Below are 22650 nucleotides of genomic sequence, written 5' to 3' on the forward strand. Positions count from 1 at the left end.
ACTCATTCAATCCTAATTGCATGAGTAATAAAAAAACTTTCCTTCAACAAGACTCACATTGGTTTTGGTTCATAATACTAATGTTGACCTATGGTATTTACGATTGCTTGGAACACATTTCTAGAGAAAACCAAATATTCCGGGAATACCCTTTAAAATGGACACTATTCACATTTTTTTCAACCGTCACAGTAGTGACATTAACTTATGTCTTCTCAGTAGTTCTACAACGACTACACTTAAAAGAAATAGTTGGAAGTTCAATAGGTTTTGCTCTTTCCTTTGCTATACATCTTAAGGTTACCGGACCTTTATGGGACAAAATATTTTGGTTCGATGAACTTTATTTCAGCCAGATCCTGATGCCTACATCTATTTTGACAGGATTCTATTTAGTATTTAGATTGATGTTTTGGATAAGTAAAAAATTCCTGTTTAAAGCTAAACCAGGTTGACATATACATTTCAATCAAAAGCATTTCTTGAAGTATAGCCCAAGATTTTTATCTAAAATTCTCATAGATTCTTTGAAGGCATACCATCATTTGATTTTATTTGTTAGCTAACCCACCAAAAAACTAACCGATGGAAGTACGAGGATCTGTTGTAAGCAACATCAATGCGTATGTAAAAGAAATGCACCCTGAAGGGTATGATGAATGGATAAATAAGCTTTCTGATTCATCACAAGAGCTAATGAAGCGAACCACAAGCTCAAAATGGTATCCGATAGACGAGGGAATCCTTGAGCCCACTCAAATAATGTGTTCTCAGTTTTACGGAAGTGCCAAGGAAGGTGCTTGGAAATCTGGCAGATTTAGCGCTGAAGTAGGACTATCTGGACTTTATAAAGTCTTCGTTGTTATTAGTACACCTACTTTTTTGATTAAAAGAGCTTCGAGAGTTTTAGCCACATTTTATAATCCTACCGAGGTTTCCGTTGTAGATAGTTCAGATCATTCTATGCTAGTTCATTTCACCAAATTGCCCACAGAGAATGAATATCTGGAATACCGAATTGCTGGGTGGATGGAAAAAGCCTTAGAAATCTGTGGCTGCAAAGACCTTTCTGTCAGAGCAACTAAGTCGATTGCAAAAGGAGATGACTTGTTTGAAGTTCAAATTTCATGGCGATAGAAGCAGCTTGATCCAGCTGGGAAGAGTTATTTGAATTTAGTAATGGTTTTTATCATTATCTTATACTTCTAAACCAACCTATGAATGAAAGCCTACATACTAATATTGGCAACAATGTTTTTTATTGCTTGCCAGCCTACTTCTTCATCAAGAATCACGTTTGATGTCTCACTATCTGCTGAATTATCTAATGAAGCAAAAGACGGGAGGCTCTTATTGCTGCTTTCAACGGACAATTCCTCTGAGCCTCGCTTTCAAATAAATGATGGACCAAACTCTCAGTTAGTATTTGGTCAGAATGTCGAATCGATGAGTGCTGGAGAATTGATAAGCTTTGACTCAAAACAATTCGGTTACCCAATTCAAAACATAGACAACATTAAAGAGGGAGAGTATTGGGTACAAGCACTTTTGCATACCTATGAAACATTTAATTTATCGACCGGTCATACCGTTAAGTTGCCAATGGATAACGGAGAAGGTCAGCAATGGAATCGATCCCCAGGAAACATTTACAGCTCCCCACAAAAAATCACTATCAAAGATGGGCAGGCTTCCAATTTTTCAATCGTAATGGACCAAATCATTCCTCCAATAGAAGAACCTGAGGATACAGAGTGGATCAAACATATAAAAATAAAGAGTGACCTTCTGAGTGAATTTTGGGGTCGTGACATGTATTTAGGTGCGCATATATTATTACCAAAAGGCTTTGAAGATCATCCTGAAGCCAAGTATCCACTCATGGTATTTCATGGCCATTATCCGTCAGACTTTGGTGGTTTCAGAACAACTCCACCTGACCCTGACCTGGAACCTGATTACTCTGAGAGGTTTGGTGTATCTGGATATAATATTATTCAACAAAAGGAAGCATACAATCAATACCTCCAATGGATAAGTGATGACTTTCCGAGGTTTTTGATCATCGAAATTCAGCACCCTACTCCGTACTATGACGACTCTTATGCAGTCAATTCAGCAAATCAAGGTCCATATGGGGATGCAATTACTTATGAACTAATCCCATATATAGAAGAACAATTTCGAGGAATTGGAGAAGGGTGGGCACGATTCCTTTACGGCGGATCGACCGGAGGATGGGAAGCGTTAGCAGTACAAGTTATGTATCCAGAAGAATACAACGGTTGCTTCGCTGCATGCCCAGATCCTATCGATTTTCGTGCGTATTGTCTGGTTAATCTTTACGAAAATGATAACGCATACTATTACAGCAGTGAGCATAAAGAAAATAACGTCCCAATCCCTGCTCACCGAGATTACCTGGGAGCGGTTAATTCTTACATGAAAGATTCAAATCACAAAGAGCTGGCGCTTGGTGATAAGTCTAGATCTGGACAACAATTTGATATTTGGGAAGCTACATATTCACCCCAAGGGGAAGATGGATATCCGCAAAGGATATGGAATAAGGAAACAGGTGAAATAAATAAGGAAGTAGCTGCCTACTGGAAGAAGAATTATGACTTGCGATATATTCTGGAAAGAGATTGGGACCAACTAGGACCCAAACTGGAAGGTAAAATCAATATTTACTGTGGAGATATGGACAATTACTACCTCAATAATGCAGTGTATATGATGGAAGAATTTCTAGAAAGCACTACTGATCCTTATTACAATGGTGAAGTGGACTATGGCGATCGAGCCGAACATTGCTGGAACGGAGATCAAGAAAATCCAAATCATATTTCGCGCCTCAGATATAATACCATGTATGTAGACAAAATTTTGAAACGGATAGAGGAGAGTGCTCCACAAGGAGCAGATTTAACAAGTTGGAGATACAACTAGTTAATTATGCTGCCCTTCTTTCGTAAAGTTCGCCGTAACATGATGAAGAAAAATAAATTAACCACCTACCTCCTAAATATAGTAGGTGAAATACTACTTGTAGTAATTGGTATTCTCATTGCAGTACAAATCGATCATCAAATAGAAGCTGGAAAAGAACGTGAAAGAGAGGAGTTTCTTAAGTCAGAGATCAACCGCGAAATGAAATTGAATCTTGAAAGATTTGAGTTATCTCAAAAATCTATTCAGGGTGTAGTGGACGCTGGTAACGAATTAGTTGAAATTTTTCCGCTCTCTGCATCAAAACTAAAATCCGAGAAATTCAAAATTTTCCCAGATTTCTTATTGAATCCCTCCTATGATCCTTCCAATGGAGTAATAAATTCCATTATCAATAGTGGTGAAATTAACCTATTACGAGATGAAGAGCTTAGGCAATTGATTGTGACTTGGAATGACGCCTACAATGATTACAAGGAAGAAGAATTCATGGCCTGGACCAATGGATACAAACTAATGGATTGGCTCTCAGAAAATTTCCCCAACCCACGGTATGTAAAGCCAGAATATGATGCGATTGACTACAGGATCTTACAATCTAAAATTGGGAAAAAAGTTGATATGTACATTTATACTGTTGAGGGCGAAGATTGCTTGAAATTAAAATCGCACATTGTAAGAATGATCGAACTAACTGAATAAACTAAATGCTTTTTCTACTCCGTAAAGTCCGACGAAAACTCATGAATGAAAATAAGTTCAGCACCTACCTTCTTTATGCAATTGGAGAAATAATTCTTGTGGTAGTTGGAATTTTAATTGCCGTTAAAATCGATGACCTTAACCAAGAAGCCCAACAAGAAGCTCAACAAAAGAAGTATTTCGAAGGAATCATTATAGACTTAAAAAGAGATTCCATCCACTTCGAACAACTACATAGTGATTTTAAAACACACCTCGATCACTACTATACTATTTTCAAAGGCATTAAAGACAATTCCATTAACGTTAAGCCTAGGGATATAGAATTGATGATGTACAATCGAACCTTTGCACCTGTTACTCAAAAGAACCATCAAGTAACAATAGATAAGATCACAAACGCTGAGGTGAGATCACTGCTCAACGATTACTTTTCCAATCAAGAATTAGCAAAGGAGGGACTGGATGAATTTAATGAAAACATAGTCGAACAAAGTAGGCCATATATTCAATCGATGGACGCGCTACATTACGATTCAGTATTTCATGATAACATATATGGGTTTCTCCCGTCCGTTTCATTGATAAAAAAGGAACGAATTCCAATCTTGTTGCAGGAAAAGCGCACCTTACAAATACTAGCATTTTTAAGAATATCTGCTGGGCTAGTAATTTCAGATTTAAAAAGGCTGAAAGAGAAAAATTCACTACTAATTGAACGACTGGATAAAATTTCCAAGGAAAAAAATTGATCCGTAATGTTACTTCTGTTAAGAAAAGCTCGTCAAAAACTTATGAAAGAGAATAAATTCACCACTTATGTTCTCTATGCCTTAGGAGAAATAATCTTAGTCGTAGTTGGGATATTGATAGCGATAAGCATTGATAATCTTAATGAAAGAAATAAAGAACTAGAAAGGGAAAGAAAGGTCATAGAGAGTCTAAAACAAGAATTCGAAGAGAACCTTATTCTACTAGAATTCGATAGCGAAAGACTCGGGAATGTTATTGCTTCATGCGAGTATTTGTACAATAGTATTGGGCCAGATTATGAGCATGGCTCAATAAATGTTGATAGTGTCCTTTCGCTAACCTTTAGCTTTCCAGTTTGGGATCCAAGTAACTTTGTATTAGACGAAATAAAAAATTCCGGACTATTAAGTTCAATGACAGACAGCACGCTGAAGGCTACTATTCTTGATTGGGAAAAGTATTATTCAAACCTTGAGGATTGGCATAAATTCTATGAGGCGAGATCAGGAAAATACTTTGATTACATTTTGGCAAATGGCAACTCTAAGAATATCAACACTTATATAACTAATGCGTCATTTAATCAGAAGTCTAAGTTTGATAGAAGTAATCAAGAGATTATGACCAAAATCAGCTTCGAAAACCATCTTTCAGACAAACTAGTAACATCTAGTTTCATCTATGGATGGTACCAACAAACAGTGCCTAAAATCAAAAATCTAATCGAAGCGTGCGAAAAAGCCAATAGTGCCAATAACTAAGAATAATTTCTCGGATCAGGTAAAGCTTCCTTAGCTTCGCAATATGGAATTGAAAGCAGTAATTGAAACAATCGTTTCCTCACCCGAATTGCATGCCAAATGGCTTAATTCACTTTCTATGATGGAAAACACTGGAGCTAGAAAAATATCAGCTTCAGAACATGACACTCTTGTTGATGAAATTGTACTTAAACACGCAGCTGAAGAAGCAAGACATGCATATTACCTAAAAAGTCAAATCAAGAAAACTGGATACGAGGGATGTAAGACGTATCAAATGGACGAGTTACTGGCACCTATTCAGAGTTTTCAATACTTACATGCTTTAGACACTTCTATAAGTAGATATCTGAAAAATGAACTCAAATACTCTGGAAGCACACTTAAGTATGCGGCGTATCTTTTAGTGACCTACGCGATAGAAGAAAGAGCTGACGAACTTTATCCAATTTATGAAGAGGTGCTCAAAGCTTCGAAGAGTAGAATAAGTGTACGAATGATAGTGGTGGAGGAACAAGGTCACCTCGAAGAAATGATTCAGCAAATGAATGAATTTTTTGAAGACTGAAGCTCACATGGTGAATTTGCCATCTCTATTGAAAAAAGATTGTTCAATAGATGGGTTTCCGCAATTCAAAAGTCAATAGAAAACGAACATATTGAAGCATGAAACGATTATTGTTCCCTTCCATAGCACTTGTGCTGCTAGGTTGTAGCAACCCCCAGATCAGAGAGCCAAAAATCGAATTGCTAGAAAGCCCAACTAATTCCCTGCTACAAGCAATCAGCATTGTTGATGAAAACGCTGTTTGGTTAAGTGGCCATAATGCCTCATTTATCCGTTCTACTGACGGTGGCGAAAACTGGGAGTTGTTCGAACATCCAACCATAGATTCTCTCCAATTTCGTGATATACATGGGTTTGATTCAGATCATGCAGTATTAATGAGCGCAGGGCCTGGATCACTATCCAGGATTTTTACATTTGATGCCCCCAACCAATGGCAAGAGAACTTCGTAATGCAAGATTCTTTGGGATTTTTGGACTGCATTGATTTTTGGGATGATCAAAACGGAATTGCCTATGGTGATGCAATTGATAACTATCCATACATTTTATTGACTACCAACGGAGGCAAGTCTTGGAATAGAGCCGATACGACAAACATGCCTCAAGCTGGAAAAGGAGAAGGAGGATTTGCCGCAAGCGGGACCTGTGTGACAACTGGTGCCAATGGTAAGGCATGGATCGCGACTGGGGCAGGGGGAAATTGTAGATTTATCGTAACTAATGATTATGGCAAGTCATGGACGGCAAATAATTCCCCATTAATTACCGGCGATGCGGCAGGCAATACTTCCGTATCTTTCGTTGGAACGACAGGGGTTGTTACGGGTGGTGATTTGATGAAGCCAGAAGAATACACAGATAATTGTGCCTTTTCAACCGATGGTGGCAACTCATGGATACTAAGTTCTCAGCCACAGACGAAAGGTGCTTTTTACGGAAGTTCCATTACCAAAGTAGATGAGACGTACTTTGCATTCGTATGTGGACCAAATGGTATTGACTATTCTAGTAACTTAGGCCAAACATGGGTCACTTTGGACTCTATGAACTATTGGGCGATCAATATTCAGAATGAAATTGGATATGCCTCTGGCACGGATGGCAAAATTTTGAGAATATCTTTGCAGCCATGAGGCGACCAAGAAGAAATCGGGCATCAGAGGCTATTCGAGATTTAGCTCAAGAAACGACCCTTACGAAAAACGACTTTGTATTTCCACTCTTCCTACTTGAAGGAAAAAACAAAAAATCTGAAGTAGAAAGTATGCCCGGCATCTTTAGACTTTCTGAAGACTTAATGCTCAAGGAGGTAGAAGCCTGTTTGAAACTTGGAATCAAAGGTTTTGATATTTTTCCAGTTGTAGATGAAAGTCACAAAGACAAATTAGCTACTAAGAGCTATGATTCAGAATTCTTTTATCTAAAGTCCCTCACCAAGATAAAAAAAGAGTTTCCAGAGGCGCTGGTTATCACAGATGTCGCTATGGATCCCTATAGCAGTGATGGACATGATGGGATAGTTGAAGATGGCAAAATCTTAAATGATCAAACCTTAGATATCCTTGGTCAAATGGTATTGGCACAAGCTGACACTGGCGCAGACATGATTGGACCATCTGATATGATGGACTTTCGAGTCGGATATTTAAGAAATATACTAGACGAGCAAGGTTTTACGGATACAGGAATCATGAGCTATACTGCAAAATATGCCAGCGCATTCTATGGACCTTTTAGAGATGCTTTGGATTCGGCACCAAAATTTGGCGACAAAAAAACGTACCAAATGAATCCTGCGAATAGTAGAGAAGCATTGTTAGAAGCTGAACTCGATTTCAATGAAGGAGCTGACGTTTTGATGGTAAAACCAGCACTGGCTTATTTAGATATTATTCAAAGGCTTAAATCCAACTTTAACATTCCGATTGCTGCTTATAATGTCTCTGGAGAATACGCCATGATTAAAGCTGCAGGATCCAAAGGCTGGTTAGATGCTGATAAGGCGATGATGGAATCTTTACTTTCAATGAAAAGAGCTGGGGCAGATATTATCCTTACTTATTTTGCGAAAGAAGCTGCTGCACATCTTGACCAGCATCAGTAAGCAAACCCTGATTTCTAATTAAGAATTTTTGAAAAAGCGGTTTATAGAATTCTCCATTCTTCATGGATAATGCTTCCTGCCACACCGGCAACGCCAAGGAAGGGCTTAATTCTAAATCAAGAGCTTTTAATATTAAGTCAGTAGCTTTCTTTTCATAAACAGGTCCAGATTTTAGCTGAACGGTATACGTTTTGGACTCTATAGTCTCGCCTGCAAACGTGCTGCTAATTTTGAAAATGAATGAGCCTTCTTTTAATCCGTACGTTGAAGGTTTCAATTCATAGTTATGTAGCCGAGTTCTAAAGTCCTGAATCTTACCTCCTCCGTTTTCGCTCACCGCTAGAATGTAGTTAACTACAGGCTCATCATGTAGATGCCAGTATAGTTCAAAAGGTTCATTCTCATTCCACTCTAAATAACCTGAACGATCAAAAATTGGAGATAAAACAGTAATAAGCTTCGTAGGATCTAAAACAGTGCTATCTGAATAAAGCACTTTCAAATCAGGCCTTTCTTTCCTATCCTTCATCACTTCCGGCTTAAGGTAGAAAGTGAAAATCTTTTCATTATGCTCATAGGTGGTTCCTCCCTTATGAATCAAACTTAAAAATCCTCCCTCCTTCACCTCAATTGCAGTTACGTCATCAACCATTTGAAGTGGTTCAACAGGGGTCCCATAAACACTGGCATCTTTAGCGACAAGTACCTGAAATGGTAGATCACTAGTCTCTTGTGCTGATAAGGGAATTGCAATTGAAAGGATTAGAAGACATACTAATTTTCGCATCTTCTCACTCAGTTAATCTTCTTTAAAAGTAAAAATTAACCAAATATTATGGTAGTAAATTCAAAATAAATGCAATTTTATCTAAATAGATCTTCTTCCCTCTCTAACATTAGTATTGAAGACTGAGGAACGATGAAATATTTTTCTCCATCGTATTGTACCTCAAAAGCTCCTTTTTGAAGAAAAATGGCTAAATCCCCTTCTTTTGCTTGCAAGGGTATATATTTTATTTTTTCATCTTCAGGCTTCCAATCTTCTTCTTCGACCGCATTCGGAATTGGATAGCCAGGTCCAGCTTTAACTATGTAGCCACTTTGTACCTTTTCTTTTTCCTGAACGCCTGGAGGAAGGTATATTCCGGTCGCAGTTTTTTGAGTCTCTTTAACAGGTTTTATCAATACCCTATCTCCAACCACGATGATATTTTTCAGCTTATTATCTGAAGTCAATTCCATCATTTAACAATTATGAACGTAAATTTATAATTGAAATCAGAATAGTTGTGGGCTACTATCCTCTTCATCTTTTGCTCCAGCTCTATAGAGTAGCTTATCATCCATAGATTTAGATGTTTTCGAACCAAGTTCTTTGAGGCGTTCTGTCTTTCGTATAAGATTATCTTTTCCTTCCACAAGCTTATTCATCGCTTGACCATATTGTTGTTTCGATTTGTCTAAGGATTTACCAACCTCAATTAAATCATCAACAAAAGATTTAAACTTGTCGTAAAGTGCTCCACCTTGCCTTGCAATTTCAAGCGCATTTCTATTTTGATACTCATGCTTCCAAATACTTGAAACTGTTCTAAGCGTTGCTACCAACGTTGCTGGACTAACGATAATAATGCTTTTTTCATGCGCCTCATTGTAAAGCTCTCCTCCATGCTGTACTACAAGCGCAAAAGCAGACTCTATTGGCACAAACATCAATACATAGTCTAACGAGCCTCCATCAAACAACTGATGGTAATTTTTCTCTGCCAATCCTTTAACATGCGCTCTTACAGAAAGAATATGATCCTTTAAATGTTGCTCTTTTTCATTCTCATCGTCAGTATTCATATACTTCTCATAAGCAATGAGTGACATCTTTGCATCGATGACAAGGTTCTTATTGTCAGGAAGCTTAATAATAACATCAGGTCTTAATCTTTTCCCTTCCTCAGAATGTAACGTCTCTTGTACGAAGTATTCCCGATCTTTTTCCAACCCTGATTTTTCCAGAATTCTTTCTAAAATTACTTCTCCCCAATTTCCTTGCATCTTCACGTCACCTTTAAGCGCTTTCGTTAAATTCTCAGCCTCTTTTGTCATTCTACTATTTAACTCACGCAAGCCGATGATTTGTTCTCTTAACGCAGTACTTCGCTCAAGGCTTTCCTTGTTGGTTTGTTCAACCTTCTTTTCAAAATCTGATAATTTTTGGCCCAGTGGTCCTAAAAGCTCATGCAGGTTGGACTTATTTTGATCCGTGAATTTTTTGCTCTTCTCTTCAAAAATTTCGTTTGCTAGGTTTTTAAACTCCGTCGTGAATTTTTCTTGTAGTTGAGTCAACTCTCCCTTTTGCTCTTCAAGACGAGTTTGTAGGTTTTGATAATTTGCAGTTAAAGTAGAATTCTGACTGTTTAAGTGTAGAACTTCTTCCCTCTCCTTCCTTAATTCATCATTTATCTGTTGAAGTTCCTGATTTAGCTTGGCAGATCTTTCCATCTCAAGTTTAAGTTGAATTTTTAGCTCACCGTTTTCAGGAACAGAAGTACTGCTTCTCACTCTGAAAATCAACCAACCCATTGGCAGTCCAATTGCCAATCCAACAATCAAAAAAATTAAACTTGAGATTTCCATCAATCAAAAATAATCATTTTACTAAAATGTTTAGCAAAAATTAATTTACATCAAGCTCTCTTAAATACATTTGAATAGTATTCTCCAATCCATAATAAAGTGCATCGCAAAATAGTGCGTGCCCAATAGAGACCTCCATTAAGAACGGTATTTGTTCTTTCAAATATTTTAGGTTAGATAAATCCAAATCATGTCCTGCATTGATCCCTAATCCTATCTCATTCGCAAAACGAGCTGACGACTTATATGCCTCAACCGCTGTTTCCTTGTTTGAATGAAAAGACGAAGCATACATCTCAGTATATAACTCCACTCGATCTGAACCACATTTCATTGCTCCTTCCATCATCCTGTCTTCTGGTTCAATAAATATTGATGTTCGTATTCCCCAACTTTTTATTTGGGTTATTATTTCTTTGAGTTTTGACTCATTATTTACAGTATCCCAGCCAGCATTTGAAGTTAGTACATCGGGTGGATCAGGAACTAAGGTGGCTTGCGCAGGCCGAACTTCTTCGATAATCTTCATGAATCGTTCATCCGGATAGCCCTCAATATTAAATTCTGTAGTCACAACATCTTTAAGGTTATATACATCTTGCTCTGTGATGTGTCGCTCATCAGGACGTGGATGAACGGTAATTCCTTGTGCTCCAAAACGCTCACAATCTTTTGCTACTTGGACAACATTTGGATTGCTCCCTCCTCTTGCATTTCTAAGAGTGGCAACCTTATTGATATTTACACTTAGTTGGGTCATAACAATAGAATGTTTTTCTTCGCAAAGTTGTTCAATTAAAAACAATAGATATGAGTTTAAAAACCACAATAGAGTCAGAAATAAAACAAGCGATGTTAAATAAGGATAAAGATCGCTTGAGAGCTTTAAGAGCTATCAAATCTCAAATTCTTCTTGCTGAGACTGAGAAAGGTGGTTCTGGAGAACTTGCTGAAGACACAGAATTAAAATTGTTGACAAAAGCGGCAAAACAAAGAAGGGATTCAATTGACGTTTTTGAACAGCAAGGAAGAGATGATTTAGCTGCGACAGAAAAATCTGAACTTGCAGTAATTGAAGAATTCTTACCCAAGCAGTTGTCAGAAGAAGAAGTAGAGTTGGAGGTTAAGAAGGTGATTGATGAAATCGGAGCAGCTGGGCCTCAGGATATGGGAAAAGTCATGGGAGTAGCAACAAAAAAACTTTCAGGTCAAGCAGATGGAAAAGTGATTTCAGCGTTAGCTAAGAAACTGTTAACTAATTGAGCACTTTTGATATCGTATTATTAATCTTTCTTGGCCTTGGGGCTGTGAAAGGCTACATGAATGGGTTTATCGTCGAACTCTTCACTTTTATTGCTTTTTTCATAGGACTTTTTTTAGCATTGGAATTGACCGTTCCGGTTACTGCAAGTTTCTTTGGAGATAGCAACTACTTTGATGTTATAGCAGTAATCGTATTTATCGCCTTATTTATTTTACTAAGTCTTGCGATTAAAGCTGCAGCTAAAGCCATCAAAAAAGCCGTTGATCTCACACTATTCGGTACACTTGACAATTTAGCTGGGGCACTGGCTGGTATTTTAAAATACGCCTTTATAATAAGTATCATATTCTGGGTTTTTGAATCTGTCGGATTTGACTTGGTAGATAGATATGTAGACAATACATTGCTTTTTCCGTATATTGTAGATATCGGACCCACAGTTTTTGAGTGGTTGGGATATGTAATTCCATTTATTCAAGACCTGATAGATTCGATGGACAAAATACCTAGCAATAGAGATTCTTACATGACACTTTCAATGCTTAATAATTAGAATGATTGCCGAACAACTTATAAACTACATGGTTCCTCCGCTAAAACCGCAAGATGATATTGCTAGGGCTAAGCAATGGATGGATGAGTTTAGAGTCAAAGAATTGCCAGTGGTAAAAGACAATAAACTTCAAGGCTTCATTTCTGAGGAGTTATTATATGATTCTGAGATCATGCATCCAGAGGTCGGAGCATATCCACTTGTAGGACAAGCATGTTTTGTAAGTGCTTCAAGTCATTATTATGATATTCTTAAAATTCAAAATGAACAACAGCTGGAAATGGTAGCTGTAGTCTCGAATGAAGAGTTTAAAGGAGTTGTCTTAATTTCTGATATACTTAAAGAATTCGCCAATACTGCAATTGTGAATTCTCAAGGTGCAATTGTTACGCTACAAACAAGCCTTTCTGATTATTCGCTCTCAGAGATTTCAAGAATAGTAGAAATGAATGGTCATACAGTGCTTGGTGCTAATGTTAAACCAAACACGGAAGATCCATCGCTAATAGAAATTGTTCTAAGAATTAATAATCAAGATGTAAATCAAATTGCAACAGGCCTTTCTAAAAGTGGGTATAAAGTAACATCCTCTTTTAATACAGAGGACAATTCGTTCGATGAGAAAGATCGCTACGGTTTGCTTATGAAATTTTTGGACCCATGAGCAAGATGAAAAAAATTGCTTTGCATGGCTTGGCAGTAGAAACCGACTCGGAAAAGTATCTTACTCAAATCATTGATAGGCTAAGCATTGAAGGTGTTGAAATTTGGTTCACTTCAGATTTTAAATCCAGAAATACCAGACTGCTAGGTAAGAAAAAGAACATCATCGAAAAAATTACACCCGATTTTGATTGTGTTTTTAGTTTAGGTGGTGATGGTACGTTTCTAGAATCACTGCTTTGGGTTGGCAGCACTGAAGTACCAATTTTAGGCATAAACATGGGTCGCCTAGGTTTTTTGGCCTCTATAGCGAAAGAATATATTAAAGAATCCTTGTACTTGCTTTTCAAGGAAAACTACAAAGTTGAGAGGCGTTCACTCCTTACGCTGGAGAGTAATATGGAACTTTTTGATGGGAAGACGTTTGCACTGAATGAATGTGCAATTCTAAGAAAAGATACCTCCGCGATGATTATGGTTAAATGCTACATTGATGGTGAATATCTAAATACGTATTGGGCTGATGGACTGATGGTCTCAACACCAACAGGATCAACTGGGTATTCGCTAAGCTGTGGTGGACCACTAATGATGCCAGATTCCAAAGATTTTATTATTACACCAGTTAGTCCTCACAACTTAAATGTAAGACCACTCATCGTTTCAGATGAATCAGAATTAAAATTTGAAATAGAAACACGAAATAGAAGCTTTCTGATTTCTTTAGACTCTCGATCAGAGACAATAGAAAGCGATGTTGAAATTATTGTTAAAAAGGCTCCCTTCTATGCAAATTTGATTCGAATTGAAGGAATAAATTTCCCAGATACAATAAGAAATAAGCTCGGATGGGGCTTTGATAAGAGAAATTGACCGACATTTTTGATTGGTTTTGGTTGAATACCTGAAATTTTCAGATGAAAACGGGTATTCTTTCACTAGTTTTAACCGTTGAGAATTAGCTATTTATCTAGATTTAAGCCGTCAGGAAGAATCAAAAGTATATTTTTGTGTTTTAAAGAGTGAATTATGCGATTCAAAAGTCTTTTAGTAATTATCCTTTCGATAGCCATGCTGGGGCTAGCGGATAATGCCGAAGCGCAGCGAAGAAATAAATATAAAGCCAGAAGAAAAACCAATAGAAAGGTTTCTCACTACAAAGGAGGAGCTAGAGGTTACGGTAGATTTGAGCCTTACTTTTTTGTAGGCGCTAATGTGAATGCCGGGAACTACTTTGGCGATTTAGCTCCTGTTAATAAAGCAGCCAGTACTGATATTTCATTTACTCGTCCTGGGTTTGGCTTATTTGGAGGTTATAAGTTTCACCATTCAATGGCTATAACTGCAGGTTTGAACTGGGTTAGAGTTTTTGGTGACGATTTTGCATCTGATCCTTCAGGTGAAGCCAGCTTTGCTAGGTATGCCAGAAATCTAAGTTTTAGAAATGACATCAAGGAGTTCAGGTTAGGACTTCAAATCTATTTGTTACCAAATTATGGTGGCCCAGGTCAGGAGCTTCCATTTAATGCTTACTTATCCATCGGTGCATCAGTATTCCATCATGAACCAATGGGAAAAGTCCCTGATGCAGATTATCAAATGGCATTGGATGGATCAGCACCAGCTCCAAGCGCTGGAGAATGGGTTAAGCTAAGACCATTGGGCACTGAGGGGCAAAATCTGGGAATTGTTGAACCATATAAGTCCATTGAGTTTGCTGTGCCTATTGCAGTTGGTGCGCAAATGAGGTTACCAGGAACTAAATTAACAGCAGGGCTTGAACTTGGGTTTAGGTATTTATTTACCGACTACATCGACGACGTAAGTAGCAATTATGTAGGGCTTGATCAGTTTACTGATGATTTAGCTAGAATCATGTCTGATAGAGGAACTGTTCCCGTAAGCTCCAAAGGCGAAGGAAGAGACTTATCCAATTTACGACTTGTTGCTAATGACTTTAATGGTCAAACATATTTCATCGAAGGCACGGTTGGAACAGGAGTTGACGGATCTGTCAGAGGTAATCCAGACGATAATGACATGATTTTCGTTACTCAGCTTAAACTATCTTATGTCTTGGGCGGAACAACTCGAAAGCGCGCAAAATATCGTTAGAAATTTGCGAAAGGGTCTCATAATTTTAACACTTTTAATTGGGACAACATCTTATGGTCAATTCATGGAATTTGGCGGAGGTGTTGGTTCAATGAATTATTCTGGTGACTTGGTAAGAGGCTTTAGCTTTAGTACCTCTTCACTGGCGGGCACAGCATTCTATCGAATGAATTTTTCCGAAATTCTTACGGTCAAACTTGCATTGACAGTTGGGACAGTTAAAGGCTCGGAGACTCCTATTGATGCTTTCGCAACCCAAAGAAATCATTCCTTTAGCTCAACCATTCTAGAGGTTTCATCTGTTTTTGAGTATCATTTCTTAGATTTTAAAACTGACGGTGCAAGAGTGAATTACTCTCCCTATATCTTCGGAGGTATAGGTTTTATCAACTTCAATGATATTCCTGAAAATGAAGATGTCGGAAGAATTCAGCCTGTGATTCCAGTCGGCGTTGGATTTAAATACCTTTTAGACAGAAAATATACAATTGGGTTCGAGGCTGGAGCTAGGAAAACGTTTTTCGATTACCTAGATGGAATATCAGATGGCGATCAAACGATCAAAGACTATCAATATGGAAACCCAAAAGATGATGATTGGTATTTTTTTACGGGTATTACATTCAGTATTACGCTATTTAATATCCCATGTCCTTTCCCATATAGACCAAACCAGTCAATTCTTTCTCGTTAATAGAAGTTAAATCGTTGGTTTACATTCCCTTTAAGTAAAAAAAAGACCATTTTTGTAGCCTTTTTCAAATGAAATTGGAGGATCTAAAAAACCAAATAGCGAAAGACAGTACGCCTAATCACATTGCTGTGATTATGGACGGCAATGGCAGGTGGGCAAAGAAGCAAGGCGTCAAACGCATTTTCGGTCATCAAAATGCCATTGAGGCAGTCAGAAGTGTTACTGAAGGCTCTGCGGAACTAGGGATCAATTTCCTTACACTGTACGCTTTCTCCACTGAGAATTGGGAAAGACCAAAATATGAAGTAGATGGACTAATGAATCTTCTTGTAAATACGATCAAAGAAGAATTACCTACACTTCAGAAAAATAATATCAAGCTAGCAACGATTGGTGATACGCAAGGTCTACCAGAAAGTGCAAGAAAAAGGCTACTAGAAGCTATTGAACAGACAAAAGATAATTCAGGGATGACATTAATATTAGCTCTGAATTATAGTGGGAAATGGGATTTGGTGAATGCTTTCAATAAAATTTTAGCTGAAGGAAAAAGCAGCATCGAACCTTCAGACATTGACAAGCATCTATCAACTATAGGTATTCCAGATCCAGACTTGTTGATTAGAACAAGCGGTGAACTAAGAATCAGTAATTTTTTACTGTGGCAACTGGCCTACACTGAATTGCATTTTACTGATGTACTTTGGCCCGATTTTAGAAAAAAAGATTTACACGAAGCGATTCTTTCTTTTCAAAGAAGAGAAAGGAGATTTGGAAAAACAAGTGATCAGGTGAATGCTAAGGATGTGAGTATTATCTCATGAAGCATGATTGGAAAGATTGAAAAACAAATGAAAAAATTAATACTTCTTTTACTGACTCTAATAACAATTGGTGAAGCCCATTCACAAGTAGTATTTGGTAGAGATCAAACTAATTCTGGTGGTGGCTTATCTATCAATTATTCTAGTCCGAAAGAATACGAAATAGCAGACATCGAGGTCCGAGGGGTTCAATTTCTTGATAATAATGCACTGATATCCTTATCAGGCTTACGTGTAGGTGACAAAATCAAAGTACCTGGTGATGAAATTACTACGGCTATTAAAAAATTATGGAATCAAGGAATCATAGGTAACATCTCAATTTTTGCATCAAAGGTAGAAGGAGATAAAATCTGGTTGGTAATAGAGCTTACGGAAAGGCCAAGATTGACAAAGTATATCATTGAAGGAGTCAATAAGACAAAACAAGGTGAGATTGAAGAGAAAATAGGATTGATTCGCGGAAAAGTACTTACCGATGTGGTGATGAAAAATACTGAATTTGCTGTACTAAAGTATATGGAAAGCAAAGGGTATCTTAATGCAGAGGTTAAAGTTGTTCAGCAAAATGATACCATTCTAAGAAACAGCGCCTACTTAAAAGTAGTAATTGACAAAGGTCAGAAAGTAAAAATTAGAAACATTAAGTTCAATGGTAATGAGGAGTTCACTTCTGCTAAGCTTAGAAAAAAGTTTAGAAATACAGGTATGGTGCCAAAATTCTCTCTCCCTTCTGAAGCAATAAAAACTACAGCAAAATTGATATGGCCACCAACCCTTGTTAAGTTTATCAAGGGCTCTAAGAAGACTTCCAAAGAAGATATGAGAGAATATCTAGCTACTCATGTTAATCTTAATTTCTTCAAGTCTTCAAAATTTGTAAAAGAAGATTACGAAGAAGATAAAGCTGGATTAATAGCTTTTTACAATTCAAAGGGATTTCGGGATGCTGAGATTATAAGTGATACCACTTATGATATTTCTAACAAGCATATGAATATTGACTTAACTGTCCAAGAAGGAAATAAGTATTACTTCAGAGATATTTCGTGGACTGGAAACTACATCTACACTGACGAGCAGCTTGATCGTATTCTTGGAATCCAAAAGGGCGACATTTATGATCTTGAATTAGTGAATACAAAGTTGAATTTCAACCCTCAAGGTGCTGATATTAGCTCATTATATATGGATGATGGATATTTATTCTTTAGCATTAATCCTGTAGAAGTCGGTATAGCGCAAGATTCCATTGATCTGGAGATGAGAATTTTTGAAGGAGCACAAGCTACTATTGATAAAGTGGTAATAAGTGGGAATGACAAGACAAATGATCATGTAATCTTAAGAGAACTTCGTACCAGACCTGGAGATAAATTTAGTAGAGCTGAGCTTATTAGAACGCAAAGGGAGTTATCACAGCTTGGCTACTTTGACCCGGAACAAGTAAACCCGGTGCCTATCCCAGATCCCATCAATGAAACTGTCGATATCGAGTGGCAACTAGTAGAACGGTCTAACGACCAGATTGAACTTTCCGGAGGCTGGGGAGGAGCATTTGGGTTTGTAGGGACCTTCGGAGTGACATTCAACAATTTCTCGGTAAGAAATATTACAAAGCCAGAACATTGGAGAGGTTTACCGGTAGGTGATGGCCAAAGTTTATCGCTAAGGTTCCAAGCTAATGGAAGAAGCTTTCAGAGCTATTCATTCAGCTTTGTAGAGCCATGGCTTGGAGGCAGAAATCCCAACTCTTTTGGATTAAGCTTTAGCAAATCTATTCAACGATCGATCAATCCGGTTCAAAATGAAACATTAGGATGGTTAAAAGTTACTGGGATTTCAGCTTCTCTTGGAAGAAGGGTTAAATGGCCAGATGATTATTTTACATTAAGCACAGGTATATCTTATCAGAGGTACGACCTATTCCAATTTCGAAGTAGATCGCTTGGGTTCGATACAGGAGATGCGAACAGTATAACTTTTAATGCCACGTTTGCAAGAAACTCTATCAACCAGCCAATGTACCCACAAAACGGATCCAGCATCTCTCTGAGTGCTTCTTTCACTCCTCCGTATTCTTTATGGAGAGATTTAGATTATGAAAATGCGAGCGCAAGAGATCGATTTAAGTGGTTAGAGTATCACAAATGGAACTTTGATACTCAATACTATATGTCATTAACCGGGAAACTTGTTCTTGCTGCAAGAGCACACTTTGGATATTTAGGAACTTATACCAGCAAAACCGGAGTAGGACCATTTGAACGATTCCAATTGGGCGGGGCAGGTTTAACAGGACAAAATTTCTTGCTTGGAACAGATGTAGTAGGTCTAAGAGGATATCCTGATAACTCAATAACTCCACAAGATTTCGAGAACAATATTGAAGGTGGAACGATATTCAACAAGTATGTAATGGAGATCAGATATCCGATATCATTAGCACAGTCTGCCACAATTTATGCGCTAACGTTCGTTGAAGGTGGTAATAACTGGGATAGGTTTGCAGAATTTAATCCATATAATATCAAAAAGGCAGCAGGTATTGGTTTGAGAGTATTTATGCCGGCATTTGGTCTTATGGGGATTGACTGGGCGTACGGATTTGATAGAGTACCAGGCTCATTTGATAATGCAGGACCACAATTCCACTTCTCAATTGGCCAACAGATTCGATAGAGTCTCCTAAATAAAAAAGTTATGAAAAAGTTAACCCTACTACTTTTTGGACTGTTTTTAAGCTCAGTTACATTTGCGCAAAAATTTGGATACGTAGACACTCAATATATCTTGGAAAAGATGCCAGAGTATAAAGAGGCACAAGCAGAAATTGAGAAGCGTGCTAAAGGGTGGGAAAAAGAAATACAGGACCTTTATCAACAGGTAGAGGCTCTTGAAGTAGAGTTAAAAGCGGAAGAAGTTTTGCTTACCAAGGAAATGTGGGAGGATCGAAACGCTGAGATTGAAAGAAAATGGAACGAGGTAAAGGAGTATCAACAATCAATATTTGGATTTGATGGTCTTTATTTCCTTAAAAAGAAAGAACTGGTGAAGCCGGTTCAAGATCAAGTCTTCGATGCTGTTGAGCGTGTTGCAAAGAACAGCAGACTTCAAATAGTATTTGACAAGTCTGGAGATTTAGTGATGATTTATACCGATCCAATCCATGATTATACAGATTTCGTACTGGAAGATCTTGGATTGGTAGAAAATCAGAGCGTTGACAATAATTAAGCACAAAAATTGAATCTTATAAAACCAATGGACACATGTCCAAACCATAAAACGAAAAGTTAATTGATTATGAAAGTTAGAATTTTACTAAGTACTGCCCTTGCTGTGATAGGATTTGGAGTGATGGCGCAGTTAAAAGTAGGCTATACAAACGTAGAGTATGTTTTGAGCCTAATGCCAGAAGCAAAACAAATTGAAAGTGAACTTGCAGGTTATGATAAGCAACTGTCTACTCAACTTGAAGCTAAATATGCAGACTATCAGGCAAAAGTTGCAGAATATCAGCAAAACGCTGAGTCTTATACTGAAGTTGTAAGAGCTGATAAGGAGAGTGAAATTGTTAACCTTCAGCAATCAATTCAAGAATTTGAGCAGAATGCACAAAATTCGATGCTTCAAAAAAGAAATCAACTTCTCCAACCTGCATTTGAAAAAATTGGTACAGCCATTGAGCAGATTTCAAAAGAAAACGGATATACGCATGTTTTCAACATGACTGCTAGTGGTCAAAGTATTCTTCTTTATGCACGAGAAGAAGACAACGTAACAAATCTCGTATTGAAAAAATTAGGTATTAATCCTCCAGCTGGGGAATAAGCCAGTAAAAAATAGAAATAAAAACCTCACCGGTAAACGGTGAGGTTTTTTTATGAAATCACAATTCCGAAAATAAGCCCAGCTAAAACAATGAGAGGAGTAGGGACTTTTGTAAACTGCATCATACCAACAGTACTTAGTAGCAATACGTAATTGATAATTTTCTGATCCATCGGCATAAAAAGCAAGAATGCGGCTGCAATCACCATTCCTGCACTCACAGCAGTTATTCCTTCAAGAGATGCTTTGACGATACGATACTTTTTAAGTTGCTCCCAAAAGCGAATCACGAAGAAAATCAAAAAAGTACCTGGCAGAAAAATACCTGCAACTGCCATACTAGATCCAATAAGCTGCCCCAGAATACCATATTCTTTTGCAGATACCGCTCCAACATACCCACTAAAAGAAAATACAGGGCCTGGAATCGCTTGGACAAACCCGTATCCTGAAATAAACTCTTGTGAAGTAAGAAACTTTTTAAACTCAACAAATTCAGTATAGAGCAATGGCACCAATACCTGGCCTCCTCCAAAGATGAGGCTTCCATTTCTATAGAAATTTTCAAAAGTCTTTATTGGTTGGAGCTGAGTAACTCCCCCTAAAATTGCAGCGACTATCAAAACAGAAATCCAAAGAATGAGATTTGACCAATTAATATTGATCTTTTCCTTCTCTTCAATTGGCTGACTCTTGTATTTCCAAGTAGTGGCCAAACCGCCAAAAATGATTAAAGCAGGGAAAGCGTAAGGTGATTTTAAAATATAGGACGCTATTGCTGATAATATCATTAAACCAAATCCTACCTTCGTATTCACCACTTTGACAGCTATCTTATACGAGGAGTACGCAACAATTCCAACAGCTATTGGTTCTATGAAGCGCAAAAACTCAAGTGATATTTGTAACTCTTCAGCCGAAGTCACAAAAATGGCAAATGCTGTCATTATTGAGATTGCCGGTAGCGCCCAAATAAACAGGGTTAAGTAAGCTAGATTTGGCCCTCCAATTTTATAACCTAGCGCAGTTATGGTTTGCGTTGAAGTAGGGCCTGGTAAGATTTGACAAAGCGCATATAACTCTATGAGATCTTCTTCAGTCAGGTATCCTCTTTTTGAAACAAACAAATCTAAAAACATCCCAAAGTGCCCTTGTGGTCCTCCAAAACCAGTCAAGGACAACAGCAAAACATCTTTTAGATAAATTATATTACGGACTCTACGTACTGACATTACGCTTTTAATCCTATTTCTTTCAATCTTTCATCAAGAAATTCTCCTGCTGTGATATTTTCAAATGATTTAGGATGTTCATCGTCAATACATCCATCTAGACATGAAAGATCCATTTCTGAAACTGGATGCATGAAAAAGGGTATTGAGAATCGAGAAGTATGCATCAGTTCTCGAGGCGGATTTACCACTCGATGTATTGTAGACTTCAACTTGCCATTGGTATGTCTTTCAAGCATATCTCCAACATTCACAACGATTTGATCTGGCAAAGCTGTAATAGGAATCCACTCTCCATCCATCCTCAATACCTGAAGGCCATCTGCACTAGCACCCATTAGTAAAGTGATAAGATTAATATCTCCGTGCTCTGCTGCACGCACCGCATCAGGTGGCAATTCATCAGGATTATCTATTGGGAAATAATGAATGGGTCTCAATATGCTGTTACCCTCTTTTACTTTTTCATCAAAATAATTTTCAGGTAATTCAAGGAATAGAGCAATTGCCCTTAACATATTGATTCCTGCTTGCAATAATGTTTGATAGGCCTCTGAAGTATAAATTTCTAACTCAGGCACTTCACCAGGCCATATATTATCAGGGTAATCCTCACGCTGATTTTCTTTAGGTTGGCCAACATGAAAAAACTCTTTCAAATCTCCCGTATTTCTTCCTTTCGCTTTCTCTCGACCTTTACTAATGTAACCTCTTTGTCCCGCTAGTTCCTTCTTCTCATACGCTAGCTTTACATGATCTTCCAATCTGAAGAATTTTTCTACAGAAGAATATAAATTTTCAGTCAATTCATCAGAAAGTCCATGATTCTTAATAGAAACGAATCCAATATTTGTATAAGCTTGCCCTAGTGACTTTACAAATTCCTCTTTTTGCTCTCTTGTTCCACTAGTAAAATCCGCCAAGTCAAGCGACGGTATTTCGTTGTAAAGTATATCTGCCATGTCTCGGTAATTAGACCTACAATTTAGTCCAGAAT

General features: G+C 37.7%; 25 protein-coding genes. 19 read left to right on the forward strand and 6 right to left on the reverse strand.

Annotated elements, in window-relative coordinates; all coding sequences use genetic code 11:
• Window positions 1-20: 20 nt before the first annotated feature.
• From ACY650_RS07490 to hemB, 9 genes are all read left to right on the forward strand, one after another.
• Window positions 21-455, forward strand: coding sequence for a hypothetical protein (locus ACY650_RS07490; protein ID WP_462253316.1), 435 nt, complete (start codon window positions 21-23; stop codon window positions 453-455).
• 130 nt (window positions 456-585) lie between these two features.
• Window positions 586-1137, forward strand: coding sequence for a hypothetical protein (locus ACY650_RS07495; protein WP_462253318.1), 552 nt, complete (start codon window positions 586-588; stop codon window positions 1135-1137).
• A gap of 84 nt (window positions 1138-1221) precedes the next feature.
• Window positions 1222-2952, forward strand: coding sequence for an alpha/beta hydrolase-fold protein (locus tag ACY650_RS07500; RefSeq protein WP_462253320.1), 1731 nt, complete (start codon window positions 1222-1224; stop codon window positions 2950-2952).
• A 39-nt stretch (window positions 2953-2991) separates the two neighbouring features.
• A complete protein-coding gene (locus ACY650_RS07505) occupies window positions 2992-3654 on the forward strand; it encodes a DUF6090 family protein (protein WP_462253322.1) in 663 nt (220 codons plus the stop codon).
• Between the two features lie 5 nt (window positions 3655-3659).
• Window positions 3660-4406 (forward strand): DUF6090 family protein, encoded by a 747-nt coding sequence (locus ACY650_RS07510; RefSeq protein ID WP_462253324.1) that lies wholly within the window; start codon window positions 3660-3662, stop codon window positions 4404-4406.
• Between the two features lie 42 nt (window positions 4407-4448).
• Window positions 4449-5168: a DUF6090 family protein gene (locus ACY650_RS07515; protein ID WP_462253326.1), complete on the forward strand. Its 720-nt coding sequence runs from the start codon at window positions 4449-4451 to the stop codon at window positions 5166-5168.
• Between the two features lie 43 nt (window positions 5169-5211).
• On the forward strand, window positions 5212-5736 hold the full coding sequence (locus ACY650_RS07520; protein ID WP_462253328.1) for a hypothetical protein: 525 nt from the start codon (window positions 5212-5214) through the stop codon (window positions 5734-5736).
• 98 nt (window positions 5737-5834) lie between these two features.
• Window positions 5835-6872, forward strand: a complete 1038-nt coding sequence (locus ACY650_RS07525) for a hypothetical protein (protein WP_462253330.1) — start codon at window positions 5835-5837, stop codon at window positions 6870-6872.
• Window positions 6869-7843 (forward strand): porphobilinogen synthase, encoded by a 975-nt coding sequence (gene hemB, locus ACY650_RS07530; RefSeq protein WP_462253332.1) that lies wholly within the window; start codon window positions 6869-6871, stop codon window positions 7841-7843. Before ACY650_RS07525 ends, hemB begins: the two co-directional genes overlap by 4 nt.
• On the opposite strand, the gene ACY650_RS07535 is transcribed toward hemB, so the two are convergent.
• The 4 genes from ACY650_RS07535 to ACY650_RS07550 form a co-directional block, all read right to left on the reverse strand.
• The gene (locus tag ACY650_RS07535; RefSeq protein ID WP_462253334.1) at window positions 7794-8630 is read right to left on the reverse strand and encodes a hypothetical protein; all 837 of its coding nucleotides are present in this window, start codon (window positions 8628-8630) and stop codon (window positions 7794-7796) included. The genes hemB and ACY650_RS07535 overlap by 50 nt on opposite strands.
• A gap of 77 nt (window positions 8631-8707) precedes the next feature.
• A complete protein-coding gene (locus tag ACY650_RS07540) occupies window positions 8708-9085 on the reverse strand; it encodes a co-chaperone GroES (RefSeq protein ID WP_462254393.1) in 378 nt (125 codons plus the stop codon).
• A 36-nt stretch (window positions 9086-9121) separates the two neighbouring features.
• Window positions 9122-10474 (reverse strand): DNA recombination protein RmuC, encoded by a 1353-nt coding sequence (locus ACY650_RS07545; protein ID WP_462253336.1) that lies wholly within the window; start codon window positions 10472-10474, stop codon window positions 9122-9124.
• A gap of 40 nt (window positions 10475-10514) precedes the next feature.
• Window positions 10515-11234 carry a pyridoxine 5'-phosphate synthase gene (locus tag ACY650_RS07550; RefSeq protein WP_462253338.1) on the reverse strand — a complete coding sequence of 240 codons (720 nt, stop codon included), beginning with the start codon at window positions 11232-11234 and terminating at the stop codon, window positions 10515-10517.
• A gap of 50 nt (window positions 11235-11284) precedes the next feature.
• Between ACY650_RS07550 and ACY650_RS07555 the strand changes: the two genes are divergently transcribed.
• The 10 genes from ACY650_RS07555 (at window position 11285) to ACY650_RS07600 (ending at window position 20421) form a co-directional block, all read left to right on the forward strand.
• Complete coding sequence (locus ACY650_RS07555) at window positions 11285-11737, forward strand: GatB/YqeY domain-containing protein (RefSeq protein ID WP_462253340.1); 453 nt, start codon at window positions 11285-11287, stop codon at window positions 11735-11737.
• Window positions 11734-12291: a CvpA family protein gene (locus ACY650_RS07560; RefSeq protein WP_462253342.1), complete on the forward strand. Its 558-nt coding sequence runs from the start codon at window positions 11734-11736 to the stop codon at window positions 12289-12291. The genes ACY650_RS07555 and ACY650_RS07560 overlap by 4 nt, the downstream gene beginning before the upstream one ends.
• Before the next feature lies 1 nt (window position 12292).
• Window positions 12293-12955 (forward strand): CBS domain-containing protein, encoded by a 663-nt coding sequence (locus ACY650_RS07565; RefSeq protein ID WP_462253344.1) that lies wholly within the window; start codon window positions 12293-12295, stop codon window positions 12953-12955.
• Window positions 12956-12960: 5 nt separating this feature from the next.
• Window positions 12961-13827, forward strand: a complete 867-nt coding sequence (locus ACY650_RS07570; RefSeq protein WP_462253346.1) for an NAD kinase — start codon at window positions 12961-12963, stop codon at window positions 13825-13827.
• A gap of 156 nt (window positions 13828-13983) precedes the next feature.
• Window positions 13984-15069 carry a hypothetical protein gene (locus ACY650_RS07575; protein WP_462253348.1) on the forward strand — a complete coding sequence of 362 codons (1086 nt, stop codon included), beginning with the start codon at window positions 13984-13986 and terminating at the stop codon, window positions 15067-15069.
• Window positions 15026-15763 (forward strand): type IX secretion system protein PorG, encoded by a 738-nt coding sequence (gene porG, locus ACY650_RS07580; protein WP_462253350.1) that lies wholly within the window; start codon window positions 15026-15028, stop codon window positions 15761-15763. The genes ACY650_RS07575 and porG overlap by 44 nt, the downstream gene beginning before the upstream one ends.
• A 68-nt stretch (window positions 15764-15831) precedes the next feature.
• Window positions 15832-16587 carry an isoprenyl transferase gene (locus ACY650_RS07585; RefSeq protein WP_462253352.1) on the forward strand — a complete coding sequence of 252 codons (756 nt, stop codon included), beginning with the start codon at window positions 15832-15834 and terminating at the stop codon, window positions 16585-16587.
• A 27-nt stretch (window positions 16588-16614) separates the two neighbouring features.
• Window positions 16615-19269: a BamA/OMP85 family outer membrane protein gene (locus ACY650_RS07590; RefSeq protein ID WP_462253354.1), complete on the forward strand. Its 2655-nt coding sequence runs from the start codon at window positions 16615-16617 to the stop codon at window positions 19267-19269.
• A 21-nt stretch (window positions 19270-19290) separates the two neighbouring features.
• A complete protein-coding gene (locus ACY650_RS07595; protein WP_462253356.1) occupies window positions 19291-19824 on the forward strand; it encodes an OmpH/Skp family outer membrane protein in 534 nt (177 codons plus the stop codon).
• 69 nt (window positions 19825-19893) lie between these two features.
• Window positions 19894-20421, forward strand: a complete 528-nt coding sequence (locus tag ACY650_RS07600; RefSeq protein WP_462253358.1) for an OmpH/Skp family outer membrane protein — start codon at window positions 19894-19896, stop codon at window positions 20419-20421.
• A gap of 50 nt (window positions 20422-20471) precedes the next feature.
• On the opposite strand, the gene chrA is transcribed toward ACY650_RS07600, so the two are convergent.
• On the reverse strand, window positions 20472-21653 hold the full coding sequence (gene chrA / locus ACY650_RS07605; protein ID WP_462253360.1) for a chromate efflux transporter: 1182 nt from the start codon (window positions 21651-21653) through the stop codon (window positions 20472-20474).
• Complete coding sequence (locus tag ACY650_RS07610; RefSeq protein ID WP_462253362.1) at window positions 21653-22615, reverse strand: isopenicillin N synthase family dioxygenase; 963 nt, start codon at window positions 22613-22615, stop codon at window positions 21653-21655. The genes chrA and ACY650_RS07610 overlap by 1 nt, the downstream gene beginning before the upstream one ends.
• Window positions 22616-22650: the final 35 nt, after the last annotated feature.

Origin of the sequence: Ekhidna sp., from assembly GCF_963691765.1 — a bacterium.
GTDB lineage: Bacteria > Bacteroidota > Bacteroidia > Cytophagales > Cyclobacteriaceae > Ekhidna.